Source organism: Pseudomonas sp. RIT-PI-S (assembly GCF_025642975.1).
Taxonomy (GTDB): domain Bacteria; phylum Pseudomonadota; class Gammaproteobacteria; order Pseudomonadales; family Pseudomonadaceae; genus Aquipseudomonas.
Map to the genome: position 1 here is coordinate 60072 of NZ_JANZKJ010000004.1, position 24408 is coordinate 84479.

28 protein-coding genes and 1 tRNA gene are annotated in these 24408 nt (G+C 63.7%); 15 read left to right on the top strand and 14 right to left on the bottom strand.

The window, feature by feature from the left end:
- The first annotated feature begins 97 nt into the window (after positions 1–97).
- The 4 genes from OGL93_RS08055 to OGL93_RS08070 all read left to right on the top strand — a co-directional run bounded on the left by OGL93_RS08055 (position 98) and on the right by OGL93_RS08070 (position 3942).
- Positions 98–1117, top strand: coding sequence for an AraC family transcriptional regulator (locus OGL93_RS08055; RefSeq protein WP_263262034.1), 1020 nt, complete (start codon positions 98–100; stop codon positions 1115–1117).
- A 72-nt stretch (positions 1118–1189) separates the two neighbouring features.
- The gene (locus tag OGL93_RS08060) at positions 1190–1951 is read left to right on the top strand and encodes an SDR family NAD(P)-dependent oxidoreductase (protein ID WP_263262035.1); all 762 of its coding nucleotides are present in this window, start codon (positions 1190–1192) and stop codon (positions 1949–1951) included.
- A 10-nt stretch (positions 1952–1961) separates the two neighbouring features.
- Positions 1962–3146: an acetyl-CoA C-acyltransferase gene (locus OGL93_RS08065; RefSeq protein ID WP_263262036.1), complete on the top strand. Its 1185-nt coding sequence runs from the start codon at positions 1962–1964 to the stop codon at positions 3144–3146.
- A 19-nt stretch (positions 3147–3165) separates the two neighbouring features.
- Positions 3166–3942, top strand: a complete 777-nt coding sequence (locus tag OGL93_RS08070; RefSeq protein ID WP_263262037.1) for an enoyl-CoA hydratase — start codon at positions 3166–3168, stop codon at positions 3940–3942.
- A 5-nt stretch (positions 3943–3947) separates the two neighbouring features.
- Here the strand turns inward: OGL93_RS08070 and OGL93_RS08075 are convergent, their stop codons facing one another.
- From OGL93_RS08075 to OGL93_RS08085, 3 genes are read right to left on the bottom strand one after another with little or no spacing between them, the layout of a single operon-like run.
- Positions 3948–4607, bottom strand: coding sequence for a winged helix-turn-helix domain-containing protein (locus OGL93_RS08075; RefSeq protein ID WP_263262038.1), 660 nt, complete (start codon positions 4605–4607; stop codon positions 3948–3950).
- Positions 4604–5998 (bottom strand): HAMP domain-containing sensor histidine kinase, encoded by a 1395-nt coding sequence (locus OGL93_RS08080; RefSeq protein WP_263262040.1) that lies wholly within the window; start codon positions 5996–5998, stop codon positions 4604–4606. The genes OGL93_RS08075 and OGL93_RS08080 overlap by 4 nt, the downstream gene beginning before the upstream one ends.
- A complete protein-coding gene (locus OGL93_RS08085; RefSeq protein WP_263262041.1) occupies positions 5976–6659 on the bottom strand; it encodes a response regulator transcription factor in 684 nt (227 codons plus the stop codon). Before OGL93_RS08085 ends, OGL93_RS08080 begins: the two co-directional genes overlap by 23 nt.
- Positions 6660–6860: 201 nt before the next feature.
- Here OGL93_RS08085 and OGL93_RS08090 point away from each other — a divergent pair, with 201 nt between their 5' ends.
- The gene (locus tag OGL93_RS08090; RefSeq protein WP_263262042.1) at positions 6861–7328 is read left to right on the top strand and encodes a hypothetical protein; all 468 of its coding nucleotides are present in this window, start codon (positions 6861–6863) and stop codon (positions 7326–7328) included.
- Between the two features lie 140 nt (positions 7329–7468).
- Here the strand turns inward: OGL93_RS08090 and pbpG are convergent, their stop codons facing one another.
- The 3 genes from pbpG to OGL93_RS08105 all read right to left on the bottom strand — a co-directional run bounded on the left by pbpG (position 7469) and on the right by OGL93_RS08105 (position 9171).
- Complete coding sequence (gene pbpG / locus OGL93_RS08095; RefSeq protein WP_263262043.1) at positions 7469–8380, bottom strand: D-alanyl-D-alanine endopeptidase; 912 nt, start codon at positions 8378–8380, stop codon at positions 7469–7471.
- A 187-nt stretch (positions 8381–8567) separates the two neighbouring features.
- The gene (locus OGL93_RS08100) at positions 8568–8747 is read right to left on the bottom strand and encodes a hypothetical protein (protein WP_263262044.1); all 180 of its coding nucleotides are present in this window, start codon (positions 8745–8747) and stop codon (positions 8568–8570) included.
- Between the two features lie 112 nt (positions 8748–8859).
- Positions 8860–9171 carry a hypothetical protein gene (locus OGL93_RS08105; RefSeq protein WP_263262045.1) on the bottom strand — a complete coding sequence of 104 codons (312 nt, stop codon included), beginning with the start codon at positions 9169–9171 and terminating at the stop codon, positions 8860–8862.
- 165 nt (positions 9172–9336) lie between these two features.
- On the opposite strand from OGL93_RS08105, the gene OGL93_RS08110 reads away from it, so the two are divergent.
- A complete protein-coding gene (locus OGL93_RS08110; protein ID WP_263262046.1) occupies positions 9337–10158 on the top strand; it encodes a shikimate 5-dehydrogenase in 822 nt (273 codons plus the stop codon).
- Between the two features lie 119 nt (positions 10159–10277).
- On the opposite strand, the gene OGL93_RS08115 is transcribed toward OGL93_RS08110, so the two are convergent.
- The 3 genes from OGL93_RS08115 to nhaR all read right to left on the bottom strand — a co-directional run bounded on the left by OGL93_RS08115 (position 10278) and on the right by nhaR (position 13242).
- Complete coding sequence (locus tag OGL93_RS08115; protein WP_263262048.1) at positions 10278–11348, bottom strand: sialidase family protein; 1071 nt, start codon at positions 11346–11348, stop codon at positions 10278–10280.
- A gap of 292 nt (positions 11349–11640) precedes the next feature.
- A complete protein-coding gene (locus OGL93_RS08120; protein ID WP_263262050.1) occupies positions 11641–12273 on the bottom strand; it encodes a DUF480 domain-containing protein in 633 nt (210 codons plus the stop codon).
- 69 nt (positions 12274–12342) lie between these two features.
- The gene (gene nhaR / locus OGL93_RS08125; RefSeq protein WP_263262052.1) at positions 12343–13242 is read right to left on the bottom strand and encodes a transcriptional activator NhaR; all 900 of its coding nucleotides are present in this window, start codon (positions 13240–13242) and stop codon (positions 12343–12345) included.
- 109 nt (positions 13243–13351) lie between these two features.
- On the opposite strand from nhaR, the gene OGL93_RS08130 reads away from it, so the two are divergent.
- A complete protein-coding gene (locus OGL93_RS08130) occupies positions 13352–14098 on the top strand; it encodes a TerC family protein (RefSeq protein WP_263262054.1) in 747 nt (248 codons plus the stop codon).
- A gap of 11 nt (positions 14099–14109) precedes the next feature.
- On the opposite strand, the gene OGL93_RS08135 is transcribed toward OGL93_RS08130, so the two are convergent.
- Positions 14110–14292: a hypothetical protein gene (locus OGL93_RS08135; RefSeq protein WP_263262055.1), complete on the bottom strand. Its 183-nt coding sequence runs from the start codon at positions 14290–14292 to the stop codon at positions 14110–14112.
- A gap of 220 nt (positions 14293–14512) precedes the next feature.
- On the opposite strand from OGL93_RS08135, the gene OGL93_RS08140 reads away from it, so the two are divergent.
- Complete coding sequence (locus tag OGL93_RS08140) at positions 14513–15193, top strand: peptidase C39 family protein (protein WP_263262056.1); 681 nt, start codon at positions 14513–14515, stop codon at positions 15191–15193.
- A gap of 2 nt (positions 15194–15195) precedes the next feature.
- Here the strand turns inward: OGL93_RS08140 and OGL93_RS08145 are convergent, their stop codons facing one another.
- A complete protein-coding gene (locus OGL93_RS08145) occupies positions 15196–16479 on the bottom strand; it encodes an FAD-binding oxidoreductase (RefSeq protein WP_263262057.1) in 1284 nt (427 codons plus the stop codon).
- Positions 16480–16664: 185 nt separating this feature from the next.
- On the opposite strand from OGL93_RS08145, the gene OGL93_RS08150 reads away from it, so the two are divergent.
- Positions 16665–16741: transfer RNA gene (locus OGL93_RS08150), tRNA-Val, on the top strand.
- A 102-nt stretch (positions 16742–16843) separates the two neighbouring features.
- Here OGL93_RS08150 and OGL93_RS08155 read toward each other — a convergent pair.
- Positions 16844–17134, bottom strand: coding sequence for a DUF6388 family protein (locus OGL93_RS08155; protein WP_263262059.1), 291 nt, complete (start codon positions 17132–17134; stop codon positions 16844–16846).
- Between the two features lie 113 nt (positions 17135–17247).
- Between OGL93_RS08155 and OGL93_RS08160 the strand changes: the two genes are divergently transcribed.
- Positions 17248–17805, top strand: a complete 558-nt coding sequence (locus OGL93_RS08160; protein WP_263262061.1) for an SPOR domain-containing protein — start codon at positions 17248–17250, stop codon at positions 17803–17805.
- A gap of 1 nt (position 17806) precedes the next feature.
- On the opposite strand, the gene OGL93_RS08165 is transcribed toward OGL93_RS08160, so the two are convergent.
- Positions 17807–18463 (bottom strand): endonuclease I family protein, encoded by a 657-nt coding sequence (locus OGL93_RS08165; protein ID WP_263262331.1) that lies wholly within the window; start codon positions 18461–18463, stop codon positions 17807–17809.
- A 37-nt stretch (positions 18464–18500) separates the two neighbouring features.
- On the bottom strand, positions 18501–18749 hold the full coding sequence (locus tag OGL93_RS08170) for a DUF1654 domain-containing protein (RefSeq protein ID WP_263262063.1): 249 nt from the start codon (positions 18747–18749) through the stop codon (positions 18501–18503).
- 208 nt (positions 18750–18957) lie between these two features.
- Here OGL93_RS08170 and OGL93_RS08175 point away from each other — a divergent pair, with 208 nt between their 5' ends.
- Genes OGL93_RS08175 through rbsK form a run of 5 tightly spaced genes read left to right on the top strand, consistent with a single transcriptional unit; the run spans position 18958 to position 24406 of the window.
- The gene (locus tag OGL93_RS08175; protein ID WP_263262064.1) at positions 18958–19905 is read left to right on the top strand and encodes a sugar ABC transporter substrate-binding protein; all 948 of its coding nucleotides are present in this window, start codon (positions 18958–18960) and stop codon (positions 19903–19905) included.
- On the top strand, positions 19902–21440 hold the full coding sequence (locus tag OGL93_RS08180; protein WP_263262066.1) for a sugar ABC transporter ATP-binding protein: 1539 nt from the start codon (positions 19902–19904) through the stop codon (positions 21438–21440). The genes OGL93_RS08175 and OGL93_RS08180 overlap by 4 nt, the downstream gene beginning before the upstream one ends.
- Positions 21437–22426 carry an ABC transporter permease gene (locus tag OGL93_RS08185; protein ID WP_263262067.1) on the top strand — a complete coding sequence of 330 codons (990 nt, stop codon included), beginning with the start codon at positions 21437–21439 and terminating at the stop codon, positions 22424–22426. Before OGL93_RS08180 ends, OGL93_RS08185 begins: the two co-directional genes overlap by 4 nt.
- Before the next feature lies 1 nt (position 22427).
- Positions 22428–23468, top strand: a complete 1041-nt coding sequence (locus OGL93_RS08190; RefSeq protein ID WP_263262069.1) for a LacI family DNA-binding transcriptional regulator — start codon at positions 22428–22430, stop codon at positions 23466–23468.
- Positions 23465–24406, top strand: a complete 942-nt coding sequence (gene rbsK, locus OGL93_RS08195; protein ID WP_263262071.1) for a ribokinase — start codon at positions 23465–23467, stop codon at positions 24404–24406. The genes OGL93_RS08190 and rbsK overlap by 4 nt, the downstream gene beginning before the upstream one ends.
- Positions 24407–24408: the final 2 nt, after the last annotated feature.

The window sequence follows — 24408 nt, forward strand, 5'->3', positions numbered from 1 at the left end:
AGTATTGGCCAAGCCCGCGGAACGGCGAGGGGGCGGTCCGCTGACTTTCCCGCCGCGGCACTCTACCATGGGTCGCCAAAAGCCAGCGCGGACGGCCATGATCAAAGACAGCATTTCCATCGAGTTGGTGCGCCAGGCGCTGCACGCGATTGCTCCCGGCTGCGCCGCACAGGCGCTGGCCCAGGCCCACATCCCGGCAGCGGCCCTCGCTGACGACAGCGCGCGGGTATCGGCCAGTACGTACGCCGGCCTGTGGCGGGAGCTGGCCGTTGCCATCGACGACGAATTCTTCAACATGGCGCCTCGCCCCCTGAGAGCCGGCAGCCTGGCTTTTTTGTGGCGCAGCGCCATGGGCCAGGCCAGTGTGGCCGACGGCTTGGGCCTGGGGCTGGAGTTTCTTCGGCTGATGCTTGGCGGCTTTTGCGCCAGCCTGGAACGCCAGCGCAGCGTGGCGGTGATCAGCCTCGAGGAAGCCGCGCAGCCAGCGCCTGCGTTCACGTACTTTACGTTCTGGATGATCGTGCATGGGCTTACCTGCTGGCTGGCGGGGCGGCGGGTGCCGATCCTGGCCGTGGAGCTGCGTGGCCCGGCGCCGGAATATTGCGAGGACTACCGGCGGTTTTTCGGCACCAACCTGCGCTTCGATCAGCCCTGCACACGCCTGATCTTCGCAGCTGATTGCCTGGACCTGCCCGTGCGTCGCACCGAGGCCGACCTTCAGGCCGTGTGCGCCGAGCTGCCAGGCAACCTATTGGTGAAATATCGAGACCCGGGCGGGTTGGCACGCAGGGTGCGCGACCGCCTGCGCACAACGCCACCCGCCGCCTGGCCAGAAGCGAGCCAGCTGGCAGTGGACTACGGCATGTCGGTGGCCACCTTACGCCGGCGGCTGGCGGCCGAGGGCCAGAGCTTGCAGCAGGTGAAGGCCAGCGTGCGCAAGGAGCGCGCGGTCACCTGGCTGGCCGAGGAGGGCGTAAGCATGGCGCAGATCGCCGAGCGCCTGGGCTTCGCCGATGAAAGCTCGTTCTACCGCGCCTTCCGCCAGTGGTTCGGCTCCAACCCCGGGCATTACCGCAGCCTGGTACTGGGCACTGGCGAAAACGCTCACCGCGATTGACCGGCCACGCCATTGCCGAACTCCGCGCGAGCGCGGAGCATGCGGCGTGACGGTGTTTCCCAGGAGCTGAGCATGAACATTCAAAACAATAACTTTGTGGTCAGCGGTGCCGCCTCAGGATTGGGCGCAGCGACCGCGACGGCGCTGGTCCACGCCGGTGCCCGAGTGTTACTGGTCGACCTCAACGCCGCAGGCGTGGCGGCTACCGCCGACGCTTTGGGCATGCCGTCGGCGGTGGCCGACATCACCGACGTGGCCCAGGCTCAGGCGGCCATCGACGCCGGCATCGAGGCCTTTGGCTCCTTGCACGGCCTGGTCAATTGCGCGGGCGTGGTGCTCGGTGAACGCATTCTTGGGCGCGACGGGCCCCATGGGCTGGAAGCGTTCAAGCGGGTGATCGACGTCAACCTGATCGGCAGCTTCAACTTGCTGCGCCTGGCCGCTGCGGCCATGGCCAATAATTCCCCCGATGCCAGCGGCAGCCGTGGAGTGATCATCAATACTGCCTCGGTGGCGGCCTACGACGGGCAGATCGGCCAGGCCGCCTATGCGGCGTCCAAGGGCGCGATCGCCAGCCTGACCTTGCCGGCGGCGCGAGAGCTGGCGCGCCATGGCATTCGCGTGATGACCATCGCGCCAGGGCTGTTCGAAACGCCGATGATGGCTGGGATGACCGATGACGTGCGCGCGTCCTTGGCCGCGGCCGTGCCCTTTCCCCCCAGGCTCGGCAAGCCTGCCGAATATGCCGCCTTGGCGTTGCACATCATTACCAACGACATGCTCAACGGCGAAGTGATCCGCCTCGACGGCGCCTTGCGCATGGCCGCTCGCTAGGAGAACCAACATGAATGATCCAGTAGTCATCGTAGGCGCCGCCCGCACCCCCATGGGCGGCCTGCAAGGCGCGCTCAGCGGCTTGAGCGCCACCCGCTTGGGCAGCGCGGCCATAGCCGCCGCGGTGGAGCGTGCCGGTGTGGCGCCCGGCGCGGTGGATGAAGTGCTGATGGGCTGCGTGTTGCCTGCCGGGCTCGGTCAGGCGCCCGCGCGCCAGGCGGCCCTGGGCGCCGGGCTGGCGAAGAGTACGCCCTGCACCACGCTCAACAAGATGTGCGGCTCGGGTATGCAGGCGGTCATCCTCGGCCATGACCTGTTGCTCGCCGGCAGCGCCGATACCGTGGTCGCCGGCGGCATGGAGAGCATGTCCAATGCGCCGTACCTGCTGGACAAGGCCCGCAACGGCTACCGCATGGGCCATGGCAAGGTCATCGACCACATGTTCCTAGACGGCCTCGAAGATGCCTACACCCCGGGGCGGCTGATGGGGACCTTCGCAGAAGACTGCGCTGCCAGCGAGGGTATCGATCGCCAGGCCCAGGATGACTACGCCGTGGCATCCCTGGAACGCGCGATGCGGGCCATCAGTGACGGCAGCTTCGAGGAGGAGATTGTCGCCGTCACCGCGCCAGCCGGCCGCGAAACGCGCTCGGTAAGCCAGGATGAGCAGCCACCCAAGGCCCGGCCGGAAAAAATCCCCACGCTCAAGCCCGCCTTCCGCGAAGGCGGAAGCGTGACCGCGGCCAACGCCAGCTCTATCTCGGACGGCGCCGCCGCGCTGGTGCTCATGCGCCAGAGCCAGGCCCAGGCCCGTGGGCTGCAACCGCTGGCGGTGATTCATGGGCACGCCGCCTTCGCTGACGAGCCAGCCTTGTTCCCCTTGGCCCCTGTGGGCGCCATCAAGCGGCTGCTGACCCGTACCGGCTGGGCGCTGGAAGACGTGGACCTGTTCGAGATCAACGAAGCCTTCGCCGTGGTCGCGCTGGCGTGCATGCGCCGCCTGGAGCTGCCCCACGAGAAGGTGAACGTCAACGGTGGCGCCTGCGCGTTGGGCCACCCGATCGGTGCTTCCGGCGCGCGCATCGTGGTGAGCCTGCTGGCCGCCCTGCGCCAGCGCGGCCTGAAGCGCGGGATCGCCGCCATTTGTATCGGTGGCGGCGAAGCGACCGCGATCGCCATTGAATGCCTCGGCTAAGCCTCATAAGGAGCTACAAATGCCCGAATTCGAAACCATAGTGCTGACCTTTCACCAGCGCGTAGCGCTGATCACCCTGAACCGGCCGCAGGCGCTGAATGCCCTGAACGCCCAGGTGATCAGTGAACTGAATCGAGTGCTGGATCAGGTCGAGCGCGACCCCGGCATCGGCTGCGTGGTCATCACCGGCTCGGAGAAAGCCTTCGCCGCCGGCGCCGATATCAAGGAAATGGCCACGCTGGACTACCCCGGCATCTACATGGACGACCTCTTCCACGAGGCGGACCGTATTGCCGCTCGCCGCAAGCCGATCATCGCCGCGGTGGCGGGTTACGCCCTGGGCGGTGGCTGTGAGCTGGCCATGATGTGCGATTTCATTCTCGCGGCAGACAACGCCCGCTTCGGCCAGCCGGAAATCAACCTCGGGGTGCTGCCGGGCATGGGCGGCACCCAGCGCTTGACCCGCGCCATCGGCAAGGCCAAAGCCATGGAGCTGTGCCTCACTGGCCGGCTGATGGACGCCGAGGAAGCCGAGCGGGCTGGCTTGGTCGCGCGGATCGTGCCGAAGGCGTCGCTGGTGGAAGAGGCGCTGGCGGTGGCCGCGGTCATCGCTGAAAAATCCTTGCCGGTAGCGATGATGGTCAAGGAGAGCGTGAACCGCGCCATGGAACTGGGCCTGGCCGAAGGGGTGCGCTTCGAGCGGCGGGTGTTCCATGCCGCCTTCGCCACCCAGGATCAAAAAGAGGGCATGGCCGCTTTCATCGACAAACGCTCACCCGGCTTCGTGCACGGCTGAGTGGCTCAATCGATGCGTAGGCGCAGCGCCTCGTTGAGGCAATAGCCGTAGCCACGCAGGGTTTGCAGCGCATAGGGCAAGCCCAGCTCGGCCAGTTTGCGCCGCAGGTTGCAGATATGCCGTTCGATCAGCGGGCCCCGAGAAGGCTGGGTGGCGCCCCAGAGGTGGTCTTCGATCATTTGCCGGCTGATCGGCTCGTCATGGGCCGCGAGCAATGCCAGCAACCGTTGCTCGGTAACGGTGACGCTTTGCTGGCAATTGCCCCGGCCCAGCAACAGGCGGTTGCTGGACAACCACAGCCCTGGCGCGGGCTCGGGCGCTGGCGCCGCATACTGGCGGCTGAGGGCCTGCATGCGCGCTTGCAACTCCTCGGCGCTCAGCGGCCGAGGCAGGCACAAGTCGGCGCCGGCTTTAAGCACGCGGGCGCGGGTGCTCGAATCGCTCTGGTCGAGCACTACCAACAATCGGGCATGCCCACGCCGGCCCACCGCCTTGGTCAGCAGATCCTGTCGGGCCTGGGGCAGGTCCAGCACGATGAACCGGTAGCGCCCTTGCCAGTGCCGGTCGGCGTGCTCTGGCGCGGTGCTGACGATAGCCCCGGCATGGTCGGCGAACACCTGCATCAGCGCCTGATCAGGTTGTTCGGCAATGTAGAGGACGTTCATGTGGCAACCAGTGCATTGGTGGGGCGGCAGTCCAGCACCAGGCTGGCCCCGCCAAGGGTGCTGTCGGTCACTTCCAGGCCGAAGCCATGCAGGTTCACCACCGCCCCCACAATCGACAACCCCAGGCCGAAGCCGCCTTGGGCGGAATCATCGCTGCGGTAGAAGCGCTGGAAGATCGCCTGGCGTTCGCCTTGTGGGATGCCAGGGCCGGAATCCTCGACGCTGAGGCGGGTACTGCCATTGTGCAGCTCGGCGCGCAGCAGCACGCGGCCACCGGCAGGGGTGAACTTGATCGAATTGCTCAGCAGGTTGCCGATCGCCTCGAACAGCAGGGCACGGTCGCCAACGATAGGCGGTAGCGTCGCAGGGGTTTCGAGGTCTAGCGTCAGCTCGCCTTCCTCGGCCAGTGGCAGGTAGAAGTCATGCAGCTCACGCAGCAGTTCCAGCGGGTCCAGTTCCACGAAGCCGGAACGGCGGCGATGGTCCTCGATCTCGGAAATCCGCAGCAGGCCGCGAAACCGCGCCATCAGGGTATCGGTGTCGGCAATGGCCTGGTCGAGCTGCTGCGCCTGGGCGGAGCTGTCGTCAGTCTGTTGCTTGATCCGATAGAGCTGGGCCCGAAGGCGGGTGAGGGGCGTGCGCAAGTCGTGAGCGATGTTATCGCACACCCCTTTGACCTCGAGCATTAATTTCTCGATACGGTCGAGCATGGCGTTGACGATCGCCGCCAGCATGTCCAGTTCGTCGCGGCGGTTGGACAGCGGCAGGCGCCCGGCGAGGTCGCCAGCCATGATCGCTTCGGCGCTGGCCTGGATTTTTCGAATTCGCCGCAGTGGGCGGCGACGCAACAGGTGCCAGCCTGCGGCACCCGGCAGGATGGTCAGCGACACGCCCCATAGCAGGGCTCGCAGAATGATGTGGGTGACCGCGAACACCGAGCCATTGTCCCGCACCAGCACCAGCCAGCGGCCGTCCCGGGTGGGCATGGCGACGGCGGCGCAGCTGTCCTGCGGCAGTTTGGGGTCATTGGTGTCGATGCAGTCGTCCAGCTCGTAGATCTCGCCGTCCAGCGCCAGGCCACGGGGAATGCGCCGAAGTTCACCGGCCACCGGGTAGAGTTCGTCGTCGAACAGGCCGTAGGCATCGAAAGCGCGGTCGTCGAAGGCCTGGCTCGCCGCCAGGGCGTCTTCCAGGTCACGCCCGGCAAAGCGGGCAAACAGATGCTGGCGCTCCATCAGCGACTGCCGCGCCAGGCTGTTGAGGTAGTCCGATACTTCGAAATACAGCACGCCGAGCAAGATGCTGCTCCAGGCGACGAAAAGAAAGCTGTATAGCGCCAGCAGCCGGCTGCTGGAAGATCGCCAACCCTTAGACGGGTTCGGCAATGACATAGCCGGAGCCCCGCACGGTCTTGATCAGCGGCGGTGTGCCGGCAGGGTCGATTTTCTTGCGCAGGCGGCCGATGTGCACGTCGATCAGGTTGGTCCCCGGATCGAAGTGATAGCCCCACACCTCTTCGAAGATCATCATTCGGGTCAGCACCTGGCCGGCGTTACGCATTAGAAATTCCAGCAGCTTGAACTCGGTGGGCAACAGGTTCAGTGGCTGGCCGCCGCGCCGGGCCTCGCGGGTGATCAAGTCCAGCTCCAGGTCAGCCACCCTGAGGGTGTTGTCCTGGGCAGCGCTGGCCTGCTTGCGGCGCAGCAGGACTTCCACACGGGCGGCCATTTCGTCCGAAGCGAATGGCTTGGTCAGGTAATCGTCGCCGCCGGCGCGCAGGCCGCGCACACGCTCATCTACGTCGGATAACGCGCTGATCATCAGCACCGGGGTGGACACGCCGATGGTGCGCAGCGTGGTGACGATCGCCAGGCCATCGAGCTCCGGAAGCATGCGATCCAGGGTGATCACGTCATACACGCCGCTGACCGCCTTGACCAAGCCCTCGCGGCCGTTGTCGACCCAATCCACTTCCAGGCCATGGTTGCTCAGTTCCGCCACTATTTCCCGGGCGGTAACGGCATCGTCTTCGATGGTCAATACACGTGTCATGGAAGGTACCTGCAGGTCGAAAGCGGACCGTGGCATTGTGCCAAGTTTCGGTTAAGCGCTATTTGAAGATTATTTCATCTGCTCGCCACGCCGCTCGGGCGAGTAAGCGTGTTGATACACGGGCGATACCAATCTGTTCTAAAGCCTGCGCGGTTGCTGCCGATCAAAGGTAGGCCCATAAACCGTCTACAGGGTTCCCGTATGACCAGCATTTCAGCCATCGCTTCGAACATCAACATCCAGACCGTGAGCAGCGGCACCAAGGCTGCCACCTCTACCACGACGGCCGCGACCGACGATACCACGGCGAGCGCCGCCGCTACGGCGACCGCCAGCAGCCAGGCCGCTGTCAAGACCGCTGGGCCCGCGCCCGTGGCGGGTGGGGCGGCAGGCAGCGCCAGCTCCAGCGATAGCTCCGACACCAAGATTACCAAGCTGCAAAAGCAGATCGCCGAGTTGCGCAAGGAATTGGCCCAAGAGCAGCAGGCCTTGCAGAAGGCCATGAGTGGCAATGGCAGCGAAGAGCAGAAGGCGGCGGCGGTGGCCGCGGCCCAGGCCCAGGTGACGGCCACCAACTCGCAGTTGCAAACCGCGACCGCGGAACTTGTTCAGGCCTTGGCCGAAGAGGGTAGCGGCACCAGCGGCACGGGTGTCAGCACCACGGCCTGATCCAGTCACGGCTAGGCCCAGCCTGTGGGAGATTCCAGGGTTCGGCGCAGGCTCGGTTATGAACGCCGAAGGCGCCATGCCTGGCCTGCGCCCCCGCAGGCTGAGCCTGGTGGCTACGGCCTACCCAGGCCGTGGCTGCTTCAATCCGCCAGCTGGCGGTGCTTCTCGGCCTTGTATTGCATGGCCACCGCCGGCGCCTTGGTGCTACGGCCGGTCTCGACCCAGCTGCGCAAACGGCTGGCATCGGCGAAGTGGGTGTACTTGCCAAACGCGTCAAGGATCACCATGGCCACGGGCCGGCCGCCCATGCTGGTCACCAGCACCAGGCAATGACCGGCTTTGTCGGTAAAGCCAGTCTTGGTGATCTGGATGTCCCAGTTCTTTTGATTCAGCAAATGGTCGGTGTTATGGAAGCCCAGGGTGTAATTAGGCTTCTTGAACGCGACCGTCTTTTCCTTGGTCGTGCTCAATTCCGACAACATGGGGTAGCGCCGCGCAGCTATCAGCAACTTGCTGAGGTCGCGAGCGGTGGAGACGTTCTGCTCGGATAATCCCGTCGGTTCCACGTAGCGAGTGTGGCTCATCCCAAGGGCCTTGGCCTTGGCGTTCATCGCCGCGATAAAGGCGCTGTAACCGCCCGGGTAGTGATGTGCAAGGCTCGCTGCGGCGCGGTTTTCCGAGGACATCAGCGCGATCAGCAACATGTCGTGGCGGTTAAGGGTGCTGCCAAGCTTTACCCGGGAAAACACACCTTTCATTTCTTTGGTCTGGCTGATATCGACAGTGATGTCTTCCGTCATCGACTGCTTGGCATCAAGCACTACCATGGCCGTCATCAACTTGGTGACCGAAGCGATAGGCACTACTTGGTCCGGCTTGTTTTCATAGATGACCTGGTTGGTTTGCAGGTCTACCAGCAAGGCACTGTGCGAGGCCAGGTGCAGTTGGGACGGATCCCGTGCCAGCGTGGTTTCGCCGGCCGACACATTCGACGAGATGCAAGCGCCTGCGAGCACGAGGCATAGGCTGAGTATCGAAAGAGGGGTTTTCACGAAGATCGCTCGCAAGAAAGGGAGAAGTATGGCAGCCATGCCATCGAAAGTAGCCGCATTGTAAATTTATGGCCAAGTGCCTGTCGATTGCCCAGGCGGCTAAATGTTTCTTCATCTCGGGCGAGCGGTTGGTGCTCAATTGCGTGATACCGCGACCGGCGGCGTAGAAAATCAGCGCGTCGGCCGATCAGGCGGCAATGCCTTTACGAAGGTCGGAACGGTACTGTTCGGCATCCTTGCGAGACATCAATGGCGGGCTGATGACGTGCCCGTCCAGCACTACATACCAGCACGCGAGCAGGCCGAGGTCGCGCAGGCGCTCAGGCACGGCGCTACCGATAACGTTCATGATGCGATAACCAAACATGCAAGGAACCTCGCGGACTCAATGCGCTCAATGTAGGCCTGAGCGAGCCGGCGACAGGGGCGCCCTCGATAGTGGCCATTTTACATCATTGGCCATTCGAGGGCGAGAGATTCTACCAGCGTGGCGGGCCGTAATAGGGGCGCGGCGCATAGTAGCCAGGCGGCGGTGGCGGTGCGACATAGACCGGCGCGGGTTGGTAATAAACCGGCGGTAGGGGCGCCTGCACGTACACGGGCTGCGGCGCGACATACACCGGCTGCTGCACATATACCGGAGCTGGTCGGGCCACGACCGCGCCTACGACCGCGGCGCCGAGCACCGCGCCAAGTACACCTGGGCCAACGCCGCCGCCGTGTGCGGACGCCTGGCCAGCGAGGCTCAAAGCGCCGACGAGAAGGGCGATCTTGGGTAGATGACGAATCATGATGGTTCCTCGTAATACGACGGAGCCTGGAGCCCGCCCTCGGGTCCTGGGACTGCCGTAAACACTATGACAGCTAAAGGGGTCAAACTTGCGGGCGCGAACGGTAAAGGTTCTGTAAGTTCACGTATCGTATTCTTTAACTATCCACCCTCTGCCGGATCTTCAATGGCTATTTACCCGAATAAACACACTCAGCTCTGCATGTCTCTAGCGGCGCGCCCTGGCAACTTCGGTACTCGCTTCCATAACTTCCTGTACCGTGCCCTGGACCTGGACTTTTTCTACAAGGCATTCACTACCACCGACCTGCCGGCGGCTATTTCCGGTATTCGCGCGCTTGGCATTCGCGGTTGCGCGGTATCCATGCCGTTCAAGCAGGCCTGCATTCCTCTAGTGGATGAGTTGGACGCCTCAGCGGCAGCCATCGACTCTATTAACACTATCGTCAACGACGCCGGCTACTTGAAAGCCTACAACACCGATTACCTGGCCATCCGTCAGCTCATCGACCGTCATGCCTTGGCGCCCACCCTGCGCTTGGCCCTGCGCGGCAGTGGGGGCATGGCCCAGGCGGTGGCCTGCGCCTTTCGTGATGCGGGCTTTCGCAATGGCGTGCTGATCGCTCGTAACGCTGATGCCGGCAAAGCCCTGGCCGAGCGTTGCGGCTTTACATGGCAGGCGGACGAAAGCGGGCTGCAGGCAGACTTGCTGGTTAACGTAACCCCCCTTGGCATGGCCGGCGGGCCTGAAGCCGATACCCTGGCGTTCAGCCAACAAGCCATCGACCGCGCCACGGTGGTATTCGACGTGGTGGCGATCCCGGCGCGGACCCCGCTCATTGTCGCGGCAGAGGCTGCGGGCAAGCCTGTGATCAACGGGCAGGATGTAGTAGCGCTGCAGGCGCTGGAGCAGTTCGTGCTTTACACCGGAGTGCGCCCGGAATTGGCCTTGGTGGAAGAGGCGACTGCTTTCGCCGCTGCTGAGTGATCGTCTGGCTGCTCACGCTCAGGAAGGCTCGGCGCGCCGACAATGGCACTTCCAGCGCCAGAGCCTTCCAATGAAGCAACAATGCCCGTTGCTGCTCCGGTCATGGGTACGTTTTTCCGCTAAGGCTGCTTGAGCTGCCCTTTCGTTTGGTGTTGCAAGACGGTGAGGGTAGTGGGGTGCATGCCGCGCCAATCGTCAGGTGCCGCCAACCGGGCCCAGGCAGTGGCGCCACGCTTCTTTGCAAACAGGCCCTGGTCCGACAGCGCGAACCAGCTACCCTGATCTGCGGGATCGGCCGCCAGCACGGGCACCAGGCTCTGCTCGCGCGCAAAGCCGTCGCCGTCCTCCACCCACCTCTGCGCTTCGCGTCGCCATATGGATGATCCGCCACCGGCATGCGCTGCTTGCGGATTCCGGGAGGCAGCGACCCGGATGTCATCCGGATCTTCCGGATTGATCGCCAACCCATAGAGATACGGCATCGACTCCAGGCCCTGGCCGGAATAACTCCAACTGTCGCCATCATCGAAGCTTTCGGCGAAGGACCGCCCGGCCGTGAACAGGGCATCGCCAAGCGCCGCATAGAGCCTGCCCGGGGCCTTTGGATGCGTGAGTAGCACGTGTGCGTCGATCGGGCTGTCTGGGAGGCGATCGTGGAAGGTCCGCCCGCCGTCGCAGCTGCGCAACATTGCACCGGCCTCGATCGCCACATGCAACCAGCCGTTCGCCCCCTGCGCAATGCGTTGTACATGATGCGTGGCGGGCCGCGGCGGGAATGACCACTGTGCGCGGGAAGGCAGCTCGAGCGGCGACACGCAGGTAAACGTCTGACCATGATCGGTCGAGCAGTAAAGCCGGCTTGGCTCCGTGCCGACCCAAACCGCATGCCGACCGTCCGCCTCAGGTATGGAACAAACCGAGACATAGGTCGTTGCGCGCGGCTCTATGCTCCCCGGCGCAGGTGGCCCGAAGTAATCTTGCGGCGTGCCGACCGGAACCCAGGTTCTACCGAAGTCCTCGCTCCGCCATAGGCCGCGGTCATAGGTGGCGCAGTAGAGCCGCGCAGGTTGCCCGGGGTCGACGGCGACCGACAGTGGCTGGATTCCCGGGAATAGCGACACGGGGGCGCCACCGGTCTCGGAGTCGTACCCGAACAGGCCGTGCTTGAGCCCGATCAGCAGTCTTGTCATCTCGCTTCGCCTCGCTGGGTGCTGCGCTGCACGCACAGAAGTCCAATGGTGCTCAGCGCCGCGCGCATGCACCTTAGTGCATGCATCCTAGATCACTGACGCTGGCGGGTGATGCCAGCGACGTGCAACGTGCAAACCTTGAAACCCTCTGCTTCAGGTACGGCCCTTTCGACCTGGCGCTGACACGCGCCGCCGCTCACCGGGATGCGCTGCCGGAAAACGATCGCGAAGCGTATCGCGGCGTTAGACGCGATGATCGAACAACGCAGTGTGATTATCGACCAGGCCTGAACTAATCCAGCCCCAGCCCAGCCAGCCGCGCTTCCAGAGCAGCCACCCGGGCTTCCAGGGCTTCGATCCGGCTATCAGCCGCGCTTTCGATGGATTCAGCGGGGCCGTTGGCGGCGGGTATCTGCGCAAGGTCCGCCCAGCCATGTGTGTAACGTACTTCCCGCTGCCCGGCCTGGCGCGGCAGTTGATGCGCGTAACCCCGGGCGATCAGCCGCTCGAGCTGATGACGCACTTGTTCGGCGTCATCGAATGCATGCAGGCGGCTGCTGCGGGTCAGCAAATCGCCGATGGTCTGGGCGCCGCGCAGAAACAGCAAGCCGATGAGCGCCACCTGTGCCGGGACCAATTCCAGGGCTTTATCCAGCCGATGCTCCCAGCGGTCGGCGCGGTTACCCATGACCAGCCGCGTCAGCCCTGCGCCTTCTAGCGACCTCAAGCGTTGGCCCACTTCGCCTGGCGAGAGCTGCATCAGTGGATCGCGGCTGGTTTTCTGGTTACACGCCAGCACCAGTGCGTTGAGGGTTAGTGGGTAGGTTTCCGGGTTGCTCGCCTGCTTTTCCACCAGGCAGCCGAGGATGCGCACATCCGCAGCGTTCAATTCCGGCAGTTGCGGCTCGGGGTGTTCTTCAGTCATCACGCAGTTCCTGTTCGGGCCGGGTTCATAGAGTAGGGTCTTGCCTACGGTTGCGGTAGGGGGAGGCGACTATTGCTGGAAAAGGCCCAGCCGCGCGCCTTCAGCGACGGCCAGGATGCCCGGATGATTCACCCGGCGTTCCACGGAAATGGCATAGAAAGCCTCGGCAACCGCATCGGTTTCACCCAACAGGTGAAGATCGCCCTGGCGCAGCAGGTCATCGGCGATAACCCGCGGGGCCACGAAAACCCCGCTCCCCGCCAAGCCAAAGGCTTGCATCAGGGCGCTGTCGTCGAACTCGCCGACCACCCGGTAATTGACCTGGCAATCCTCCAGCCACCGCAGCAGACGACCACGCACCACGCTTTGCGATCCGGGAATCAATAGCGGGGCATTCTCCAGGCAGGCGGGGAAGGGGCCGGTGCAAGCCTTGGCCAGGCGTTGGGTGGCAAAAAAACCGATGCCACATTCCCCTAGCTTGAGCGTACGGCTTTTGATGTCCAACTGCGGCGGCACAGGGCTGTCGGAAATCACCAGGTCAAGCCGCTGGATCGCCAGGTCCGCCAGAAGCCGCTCGAGCTTGTCCTCCCGGCAGGTCAGGCGTAGCGGCAAGGCATCGGGCGCCATGGTCGGGGCCAATAGCCGATAAACGATGGATTTAGGCACCACATCGGCAACCCCTACTCGAAACATCAACGGCTGCTGGCCGGGTTGCGCGCGAATCATCGCTTCCAAGGCGGCCCCGGCTTCGAACATCGGCTCGGCGTAGGTCAGCACTCGCCGGCCGTCTTCGGTCAACTCCAGGTGCCGGCCAACTTTCTGAAACAAACGCAGACCCAGGCTACCCTCGAGCAGTGACAATTGCCCGCTGATCGTCGGTGCCGTCAGGTTCAGTTGCTCACAGGCGCGGGTGATGCTTCCGGTGCGGGCAACCATCCAGAAATAGTGCAACTGACGGTAATTGAGCATGAGCCTATACTTCGTTATTAACGAACAATTGAAGTTAGAAATACGAATTTTCCGGAAGTATAGGCCGAACTAGAATGAGCGTCATTCATCCCCGGCCTGGAGTCGCGTTATGGAATACCTGATGGACCTGTTGGCAAGCCCGGCCGCCTGGGCGGCGCTGGCTACGCTGATCGTGATGGAAGTGGTGTTGGGCATCGACAACCTGATTTTCATTTCCATCCTTACCAACAAGCTGCCCGAGGCGCACCGCACCAAGGCGCGGCGCCTAGGGATCGGCATGGCACTGGTGCTGCGCCTGGGGCTGCTGAGCACCGTTGCCTTCATCGTCACCCTCACCACGCCGGTGATCGAGATAGCAGGGCATGGGCTGTCCTGGAAGGACATGATCCTGATCGCAGGTGGCCTGTTCCTGCTCTGGAAGGCCACCACCGAGATCCACCATAGTGTGGACCCCGAGGCGCAGGCAGACGCCAGCGCCAGCGCAAAGGTTGGGATAGGCTTCGCTGCCGCGATCGGGCAGATTCTAATGCTGGACTTGGTATTTTCCGTCGACAGCATCATTACGGCGGTGGGCATGACCCAGCACCTGCCTATCATGGTCGTGGCAGTCGTGGTGGCCGTTCTGGTGATGCTGCTGGCTTCCGAGCCCCTGGCCCGGTTTATAAATCACAACCCGACCGTGGTCATGCTGGCGCTGGGCTTTTTGATCATGATCGGCATGATCCTGATCGCCGAGGGCTTCGGCGCGCATGTGCCCAAGGGTTACGTTTATACCGCCATGGCCTTTGCCGCCGGGGTCGAGTGCCTCAACCTGTGGGCCCGCCGGGCCCGTCGCAGGGCCAGCAGCGCGAACTGAACAGGCGCTGCCTAGTGAGCGCTCGCGAGACGGTGCCGCCCTGCTGCCCGGTTAGGCTGGGCAGCCTTGGCCCGTGATTTGGGCGCGGCGGTGGAGTGGTGACGGCGAGCAATCCGCAGCACTCCCCAGAGCATGGCGGCTGCCACCAGCAACCAAGCCGTTATCATCATGAGTATCGCCACTGTCAGGCTCATCAGCGTACCTCCTTCTGGCTTAACAAACGCAGGCGTTTGTTATAGGAGCAGTCTAGTGGCCACTATGTTTCCGGGGTGTGACGAGCGGTTGCCACCGGGCAGTAGCGCAGCGCATTGCAGACCATTCGAACAGGCTTCGCCTGGCCTGTACCTCAAGCGTGGGTCCACCTATGATGCGGGCTGGCCGGAAACGGGTTTCCGGTATGGGTTCGAGGACGTCATGCCGTCAGATATTTTAAACCGCTCGTTCAAACGTGGTGCCTTGGCGTTGGCTTTGGCGACTTTGCTGTCGAGTTGCGCGGACCTACCGGCGCCGCGCATTGGCCAGTTGCCGGACCGTGTAGAGCTGACCGCGGTGCCGTTTTATCGCGGGGATGACGATCAGGGCGCGCCGACCGCCTTGGCTGCATTGCTTCGCGAGCGAGGTGTGAGCGTCACGCCCGGCCTGGTCGCACCCTATTTGAAGCTGCCCGCCAAGCCTCCTGCCTTGGACCGGAGCATGGAACAGGCGGCGCGCGCCTACGGGATGGTCGTGTATTCCCTCGATGATCAATTCCAGGCACTGCTCGCCCAGGTGGCCGCCGGTAACCCCGTGCTATTGCGGTATCGCGGCGGAGCGGCGTTCTGGGGCACGGACCGCTATGCGCTGCTGGTCGGCTACGATCGTTTCAAGAGCCATGTGCTGCTGCGCTCTGGGGAAGAGCGCCGGCAACTCATGACTTTCTCAGACTTCGTTTCGGCGTGGCAGGCAGCGGGGAATTGGGCCGTACTGGTGCAAGGGCCAACGCAATTGCCGGCAGATGTCGATCCGGCTCGCTGGCGAGAGGCCGCCGCCCGGCTAGGCCAGGCGGGGCAAGAGCAGGCAGCGGCGAAAGCGCTCAATGCCCTGGGCGGGCGCTGAGGTCAGACGCCCAGCTTGTCGCGAAGGCTGTAGTACCAGGCGCCCAACGCCGACAACGGCACTCGCAGCGCGTGGCCACCAGGGAAGGGATAGTGCGGCAGCGCGGCGAAGGCATCGAAGCGCTCGGCCTGGCCACGCAGGGCCTCGGCCAGCACCTTGCCCGCCAAGTGGGTATAGGTCACGCCGTGCCCACTGCACCCTTGGGAATAATAGATACTGTCGCCGATACGGCCGACCTGGGGCAGGCGCGACAGCGTCAGCAGGAAGTTGCCGGTCCAGGCGAAGTCGATCTTCACATTCTTGAGCTGGGGAAACGCCTTGAGCATTTTCGGCCGGATGATCGCCTCGATGTTGGCCGGATCCCGCGCGCCGTAGACTACGCCGCCGCCGAAGATCAGCCGTTTGTCCGAGGTCAGGCGGTAGTAATCGAGCAGGTAGTTGCAGTCTTCTACGCAGTAGTCCTGTGGCAACAGGCTGTGCGCCAGCTCATCGCTCAGCGGCTCGGTAGTGACGACCTGGGTGCCGCAGGGCATGGATTTGGCGCTTAGTTCCGGAACCAGGTTGCCAAGGTAGGCGTTGCCGGCGACGATCACGAACTTGGCCTTCACCTGCCCTTGAGGCGTATGCACCACAGGGTTAGGGCCGCGATCGATCCGCGTGGCCGGGGTTTGTTCGAAGATTCGCCCGCCGAGGGACTCGACCGCAGCGGCCTCGCCCAGCGCCAGGTTCAACGGGTGGATGTGCCCGCCGCTCATATCCAGCATCCCGCCCAGGTATTGGTCGCAGGCGACGACCTCACGGATGCGGCGTTGGTCCATCAGCTCCAGCTGAGTATGGCCGTAGCGCTCCCAGAGGCGCTTCTGCGCTTCGAGGTGGCCCATCTGCTTGCTGGTGATGGCCGCGAATACACCGCCATCCTTCAGGTCGCAGTCGATGTTGTAACGGGCAACGCGCTCACGGATGATCCGCCCGCCTTCGAACGCCATCGCACCTAGCAACTCGGCCTGACGTTGGCCGACGGTGCGTTCGATGACGTCGATGTCGCGGCTATAGCTGTTGACGATCTGGCCGCCATTACGGCCCGAAGCGCCGAAACCTACTTTGGCGGCTTCAACGATGACTACGCTAAAGCCCTGCTCGAGCAGGTGCAATGCGCTAGACAACCCGGTGTAACCGGCGCCAACCACGCACACGTCGGCTTCGATGGTTTCCTGCAGGGCAGGGCGCGCGGGGGCGGCATTAGCCGACGCGGCGTAGTAGGAGGGCGGGTAAGCGGTGTTCGCCATTTCAGCAACCTTTTGTTTAATATTCTTGACGACGGCCGAATCCTACCCCAATTTTTTAATCACCGCTAGCGGGCCGAGATGGAACCAGACCGGCAGCCTGCTGCAATTTACCTTCATTATTTCAGCAGCTTACGTAAAAACGCATTGACAGGCTCGCAAGCAGGGGTAGAATGCGCACCCACAGCAGGCACATAGCTCAGTTGGTTAGAGCACCACCTTGACATGGTGGGGGTCGTTGGTTCGAGTCCAATTGTGCCTACCAGCTTCGTCGCAAGGCGCACAAAAAGGGCGATCCGCAAGGGTCGCCCTTTTTGCTGTGCGATACTGGAGCAGCCCGGCGAGAAGCGCGCGAGCCCGCCGCCAGTCACAGCCCATTGAGCTCGCGATAGTCGTCCCAGCTCATGCCCAGTGCCTCGGCGACTTCCCGGTGCACTTCCTCGCGCATGGCGGCAAGGGCCTCGGGGCTCTCGGCAGTCAGCTCCAGGACGTATTCCCACGGTTCCAGCCCCGCGTTCTGGGCGGCATCCTCGAAAGCCCACTGCACTTGCTGCTGTTGTTCGCGTGCGTCGAGGTCGCGGATTTCCTCGGCGAGCTCAGGGTTCAAGGCCAGGAAGCGGTCGTAGGCCAACTGCTGGCGGGCGTCTGTAGGAAGCATGGATGTCTCGGTCAGAACGTTATCGGAGCGACATGATGCCACAGCGTGCCGCGCAAGCCGACAGCCGGGCGAGGGTGGTAGAATGCGCGCCATCGAACGATGGAGGTGGGCGCGTGCGCAAACTGATAGGTGTGGCGGTGGTGTTGGCCTTGGCTGGCTGTGGTAGTGCGGTGGAAGAAGGGCACAAGGCAGTGGCAGCTCAACTGGAAAACCCCGGCTCGGCAAAATTCACCAACGTGCGCACCACTCCTCAGGGCAATGTGTGCGGGCAGGTAAAGGGCAAGGACGCCAGCGGCAACTATGGCAGCTTCCAGAGCTATGCGGCCATCAAGACCGACAGTGGCTATCAGGCCGTGCTGGATCGGGACGGCACCAACATAGTGGTACGTGCAGCTTGCGGCGCCCCGGTGGCCGAGACGCCTGAGGTTGCGCCGGGCGACGCCGCGAACGGGTGGGATGTGCGCATTGCCGACAACAACCGCGGCGCATTGAGCGACATGACCTCGCGGCTGGTGGAGCATGGCTTCATGGCGAGCGTGGTTAGCCAGAATGGCCAGCCGCGGATATTCCTCGGCCCCTTCACCAGCCGTGCTGAGGCCGACTCCACGCGAGACCGGCTGATGGCGACCCAGGGCATCGAGTCGGTGGTGGAGCCCCATCCGGCACCCTGATTCAGCCGCACGCCTTGAGGTTGACCGGGCCGACGAACTCGTTGCCATGGCCCATCACGCAGGCCACCCGCTGGTTGCGCTGGCGCTCCCAGGCCTGCACCGGATAGGTCTTGTTCCAGGCTTGATAAAGCTGGATGTCTTGGCGTGAAAGTTTAAGGTTGTAGCGCTTGCTCATATAGAAGTACGTACGAGCGATCATCCCGCGGATAGTGGGGCGCGGCATGACCTTACGCGCCTTGAAGTCCACTTGGGTCAGGCAGCTGCCGTACTGCCCGGGCTGTTCGGGCAGCCAACCGAAGCTGAAGTTATTTCGATCGCCGTTGACCTCGCCGATGCTCGGCACCAAGTTGTGCAAGTCGGCTTCAGCTTGTTGATAGAGCTTGTCGTTACGGGTGCAGTTCTTCCGGCCGCCATCCTGCCAACAGCGCAATTGATGGCCGATCTGCCAGGCAGGCACGATATGCTCCCATTCGATGCGGGAGGCGCGTACGAGGTTTTTCCTCGGTACGTAGCCGCAGCCTTTGAGGTCCACCTTGTTACCGGTGTATTTGCAGCCGCAATAAAACTCGGTCGATTGCGGTGCATAAAGGCGCCAGCCGATCTTCTTTGCCTCCGAGAACGTGCGCGGTGCCTCGGCTTGAACGGGTAGGGCCAACATCAGGCACAGGCCAGCGAGGCCTGCCAGTAAACGCCGCTCAATCATCGCTCTGCACCACCCAGAACAGCTGGATACCGCCATCGTCGCGCCAGGCCAGCGTCACGTTGTCGTTTTCGGCGATTTCATCCAGCAGCCGCTGGAAGTCCTCCGATGTTTCCTGAGGCTGGCGGAACAACAGTGCAGAGCGCGAGCGCTGAGCGGCTGGGGCGTTAATGATTTTTTGAACGCGCTGGGCAAGTTGTTCGTAAGCCGTTGCTGGTAAAGCAGAAGCTGCAGGGGAGGGCACTGGGCATTTCCTTTTGTTGCTGTATGCGCATACAGTATTATCAGCGAATGTTTTTCGCAACCTATCACGTGCATCCGCTTACCTATGGCGTGGACGGTTCCTACATGTCGCGCGCAGGTTGACAGCAGCCGAATCCCCTTCCATATTTGTTGCGCAAACGTTTGCCTCCTCTGGCAACGAGCCCAATAATCATAAAAAGGGACGCCCCATGCACAAGCTGCCGTTTCTCCGCTGCCTTTCCGTATCTCTTCTCACTGCCGCCTGCCTCGCCGGCGCGCCTGCCTACGCGGCGGACAAGCCTCAAGTCGCCCTGGTAATGAAATCCCTCGCCAATGAGTTTTTCCTGACCATGGAAAACGGCGCGAAGGATTATCAAAAGGAGCACGCCGCTGAATTCGACCTGATTTCTAATGGCATCAAGGATGAATCCGACACGGCCGCGCAAATTCGCATCGTCGAGCAGATGATCAACTCGAAAGTCGATGCGCTGGTCATCGCCCCGGCGGACTCCAAGGCCTTGGTTTCTGTGCTCAAGAAAGCGACGGATGCCGGCATCAAGGTGGTGAACATCGATAACCAGCTCGACGCCACCGTGCTCAAGGGCAAAGGCCTGGAAGTGCCTTTCGTGGGCCCCGATAACCGTGCCGGTGCGCGTAAGGTCGGTGAATACCTGGCCAGTCGCCTGACGAAGGGGGATGAGGTAGGCATTATCGAAGGCGTGCCTACCACTACCAACGCCCGGCAGCGCACCGCTGGCTTCCAGGATGCCATGGGCAGCGCTGGCATGAAGGTGGTGTCGGTGCAGTCGGGCAATTGGGAGATCGACAAGGGCAATGCGGTCGCCACTGCCATGCTCAATGAATACCCGGATCTCAAGGCCCTGTTGGCTGGCAACGACAGCATGGCCTTGGGTGCTGTCTCGGCGGTCCGCGCGGCCGGCAAGACGGGCAAGGTGCAGGTGGTGGGCTACGACAATATCAAGGCGATCGCGCCCATGCTCAAAGACGGGCGAGTGCTGGCTACCGCCGACCAATATGCGGCGCGCCAGGCGGTGTTCGGCATCGAAGAAGCGTTGCGTCGGGTGAAGGGTGAGAAAACCGAAAGCGGCGGCAATGTGCAAACGCCCGTTGACCTGGTTACCCAGGCCGCGCAATGAGTGCCAATGTGCCGCTGCTGCGGCTGCAGGGGATCGGCAAGACCTACAACCAGCCGGTGCTGGGGGGTGTGGACCTGGAGCTGATCGGTGGTGAGGTACTTGCCCTCACCGGCGAAAACGGTGCAGGCAAGAGTACCTTGTCGCGCATCATCGCCGGTTTGGAAACACCGACCACCGGGCACATGAGTTTTCTGGATCAGCCCTGGCTCCCCGGTAGCCGCCGCGAGGCGGAGCGCCAGGGCGTGCGCATGGTGCTGCAGGAGCTGAACCTGCTGCCAACCTTGAGCATCGCTGAAAACCTGTTCCTCGAGCGCCTGCCCCGGCGCTTGGGCTGGGTGGATCGCCCGCGCCTGCGTGAGCAGGCCCTCCAGGCCATGGCCAAGGTCGGGCTGGAGGGGCTCGACCCTGACACATTGGTGGCAGAGCTGGGCATCGGCCATCAGCAGATGGTGGAAATCGCCCGCAACCTGATCGGGGACTGCCGGGTACTGATCCTCGATGAGCCTACGGCCATGCTGACGGGCCGTGAGGTCGAGCTGCTGTTCGCCCAGATCGAGCGCCTGCGTGCGGCGGGCGTGGCCCTGGTGTACATCTCTCACCGCCTGGAAGAGATCGCCCGCATCACCCAGCGCGTGGCGGTGTTGCGTGATGGGCGCTTGGTGTCCGTGGCGCGCACCGGCGACCTCAGTGAAGCGCAGATGGTCAACCTTATGGTGGGCCGTGAGCTGGGCGAGCGCATCGACCTGGGCGAGCGGCGCATAGGCGCTCCCCTGTTGAGCGTGCAGCGGCTGGGCCGTGGGCAGAAGGTGCGCGAGGTCAGCTTCGAGGTCCGGAAGGGGGAAATCTTCGGCATCTCCGGGCTGATCGGCGCCGGCCGCACTGAGCTGTTGCGGCTGATCTTCGCCGCGGACCAGGCCGACACCGGTCAGGTCTGCCTGGGGAGCCCATCTCGGCCGCTGACGCTCGGTTCCCCGGCCGAGGCTGTGCGCCAGGGCATCGCTCTGATCAGTGAAGACCGTAAGGGTGAGGGCCTGCTGCTCAACCAGCCGATCAGCGCCAACCTGGCGCTGGGCAATATGCCGCGGGTGTCTTCGCTGGGCTGGATGAACAGTGCCAAGGAGCATGCGTTGGCGCGGCGACAGATCGACGCCATGCGTATTCGCACTGCCGGGCCTGAACAGGCGGTGGGGGAACTCTCCGGTGGCAACCAGCAGAAGGTGGTGATCGGGCGCTGGTTGGAGCGCGATTGCCAGGTGTTGCTGTTCGATGAGCCTACGCGAGGCATCGACGTGGGCGCCAAGTTCGATATCTATCGCTTGCTTGGCGACCTAACCCGGCAGGGCAAGGCGCTGGTCGTGGTGTCCAGCGACCTGCGCGAGCTGATGCTGCTGTGCGACAGGATCGGCGTGATGTGCGAGGGCGCCATGACCGGCATCTTCGACCGGGCCGAGTGGAGCCAAGAACAACTGATGGCCGCGGCGCTTGCCGGCGGCCGTCCTTATCAAGCCCCTGTGGGGGCGAAGGAATACTCATGAAAACGACCGTTGCTCCCACGCCAAGGCCTGGCCGCCTTCGCCACGCGCCAGCGGCCCTGCGCACCTACCTGGGGCTGGGCGGCGCACTGCTAGCGCTGGTGGTGCTGTTTTCGCTGCTCAGCAGCCATTTTTTGTCGTATAGCACTTTCAGCATGCTGGCTAACCAGATCCCTGACCTGATGGTCCTGGCCGTAGGCATGACCTTCGTGCTGATCATCGGCGGCATCGATCTTTCGGTCGGCTCCGTGCTGGCCCTGGCCGCTGGGGCGGTCAGCGTGGCGATGCTGGGCTGGGGTTGGGGCGCATTGCCTTCGGCGGCCCTGGGCCTGGCCTGTGCCACCTTGGCCGGCACTGTTACCGGCGCCGTCACGGTAGCCTGGAGAATCCCCTCGTTCATCGTGTCCCTCGGCGTGCTGGAAATGGCCCGGGGCGCGGCTTATCAACTGACGGACTCGCGCACGGCCTATATCGGCGATGCCTATAGCGCGTTATCCGAGCCCCTGCTGTGGGGGATTTCGCCGTCCTTCTTGATTGCCCTGGCGGTCGTGGTGGGCGCTCAACTGGTACTGAGCCGTAGCGTGTTCGGCCGTTATCTGGTCGGGATCGGCACCAATGAAGAGGCGGTCCGCTTGGTGGGTGTGGATCCGCGGCCCTACAAAGTACTGGTGTTTTCGTTCATGGGCCTGCTGGCGGGGCTGGCGGCGTTATTCCAGGTCTCGCGTCTGGAGGCCGCGGACCCTAACGCCGGCGCTGGCCTGGAGTTGCAGGTGATTGCCGCGGTCGTCATCGGCGGCACCAGCTTGATGGGGGGCCGCGGTTCGGTGGTCAGCACCCTGTTCGGCGTGTTGATCATTTCCGTTTTAGCGGCGGGCCTTGCCCAGATCGGCGCGAGCGAGCCCACCAAGCGCTTGATTACCGGCGCGGTGATCGTGGTGGCGGTCATTCTCGACACCTACCGCAGCCGTCGCGCCAGGCAGCGCGGTTGACATGGCCACGATCAAGGACGTCGCGGCACTGGCTGGCATTTCCTATACCACCGTGTCCCATGTATTGAACAAGAGCCGGCCGGTGAGCGATGCCGTGCGCTTGAAAGTCGAGGCTGCCATCGCCCAGCTGGACTACGTGCCCAGCGGCGTTGCGCGCTCGCTCAAGGCACGCGCTACCGCGACCATCGGGCTGGTGTTGCCAAACAATATGAACCCGTATTTCGCTGAGCTCGCTCGCGGCATCGAAGACTTCTGCGAGCGCAACGGCTACTGCGTGATCCTGTGCAACTCCGACGACAACCCGGTCAAGCAGCGCAACTATCTGCGCATGCTCCAGGAAAAACGCATCGATGGCCTGGTGTTGGCCGCCGTCGACGACGCCAGCCCCAGCGAAGGAGCGTGGCTCAGCACGCCGCTGGTGGTGGTCGACCGCGAAATGCCGGGTGTGGAAGCAGACCTGGTGTGCATCGACCACACTGAAGGCGCGTACCTCGCCACTCGCCATTTGCTGGAGTTGGGGCATCGCCGCATCGCTTGCGTCAATGGGCCTGCTCGCGCGTCCGTAGCGCGCTTGCGCCAGGCGGGCTTCGATCGCGCCATGGCCGAAGCCGGGCTCAGTGTGCCCGCGCACTGGCGCTTGGGCAGTGACTTCAGCGCAGACGGGGGGTACCGGGCTGGCGCGGCCTTGTTCAACGATTCGCGGCCGACCGCGGTGTTCGCCGCCAACGATATGTTGGGCATGGGCGTATTGCGAGCCGCGGCCGAGCGGGGGCTGCAGGTGCCTGGAGACCTGTCGGTCATAGGGTTTGACGATATACAGATGTGCCGTTACGTGTACCCCGCGTTGACCACCGTGGGCCAGTCGATCCGTGAGCTCGGTGAGCTGGCCGCGGACCGTCTGCTGCAGCGGGTGCAGGGCAAAGCAACCGGCGCGCCACGGCGGCAGGTGATAAGCCCGCGTATCGTGAGGCGGGAATCCACCGCGCCACTGCCCGGTGGGCAGGCAGCGCGCGAACATAGTCAGGAAGAAGTGAACCGATGAGCGTCGAAGAAAATACCCCGGCTCAAGCCGTTGTGGTCGTAGTGGGCAGCCTGAATATGGACTTGATCGTGCGCGCCGCTGACTTGCCGCGGCCAGGCCAGACCATTTCTGGGTCCAGCTTCGCCACGGCGGCGGGCGGGAAGGGCGCTAACCAGGCGGTAGCGGCAGCCCGGTTGGGGGCTCAGGTGAGCATGATCGGCTGTGTCGGGGACGATCCTAACGGGCGCGCCCTGCGCCAGGCCTTGTTGGATGATGGGGTGGATTGCGATGGCCTGCGTGTCATCCCGGATGCCCCCACCGGCGTTGCATTGATCACCGTAGACGCCGCTGGCCAGAACACCATTGTGATTGTGCCGGGCGCCAATGCCGCGCTGGCGCCTGGGCAGGTGGACGCGCTGGAGAGCGCCTTGCAGGCGGCCAAGGTGGTGGTTTGCCAGCTGGAGGTGCCTGAACACGTCGTGGGCCATACCTTGGCCCGGGCAAAAGCCTTGGGTAAGACCGTGATACTGAACCCCGCGCCTGCCACCGGCCCGTTGCCGGCTCAATGGTTACCCTGGATTGACTATCTGGTGCCTAACGAAAGCGAGGCGCAGCTGCTTTCCGGCGTGGCGGTGGCCGGGCGGGAGGGGGCGGAAGCGGCGGCGCAGGTGTTGCTTGAGCGCGGCGCCGGCAAGGTATTGCTCACCCTGGGCGAGGCCGGGGCCGCACTGGCCGGGCCTGAAGGGGTGCAACACTTCCCGGCGTTCCAGGTGAGCGCCGTTGACGCAACCGCAGCCGGCGATACTTTTATTGGCGCCTTCGCCGCCGCGCTGGCACAGGGCTGCGCCGAGGTCGAAGCCATCCGCTTCGCGCAGCAAGCCGCGGCGCTCTCAGTGACCCGCGAGGGCGCTCAGCCTTCCATTCCGAATCGCCAGCAGGTGCTGGCGTGGCCCTGGTGACC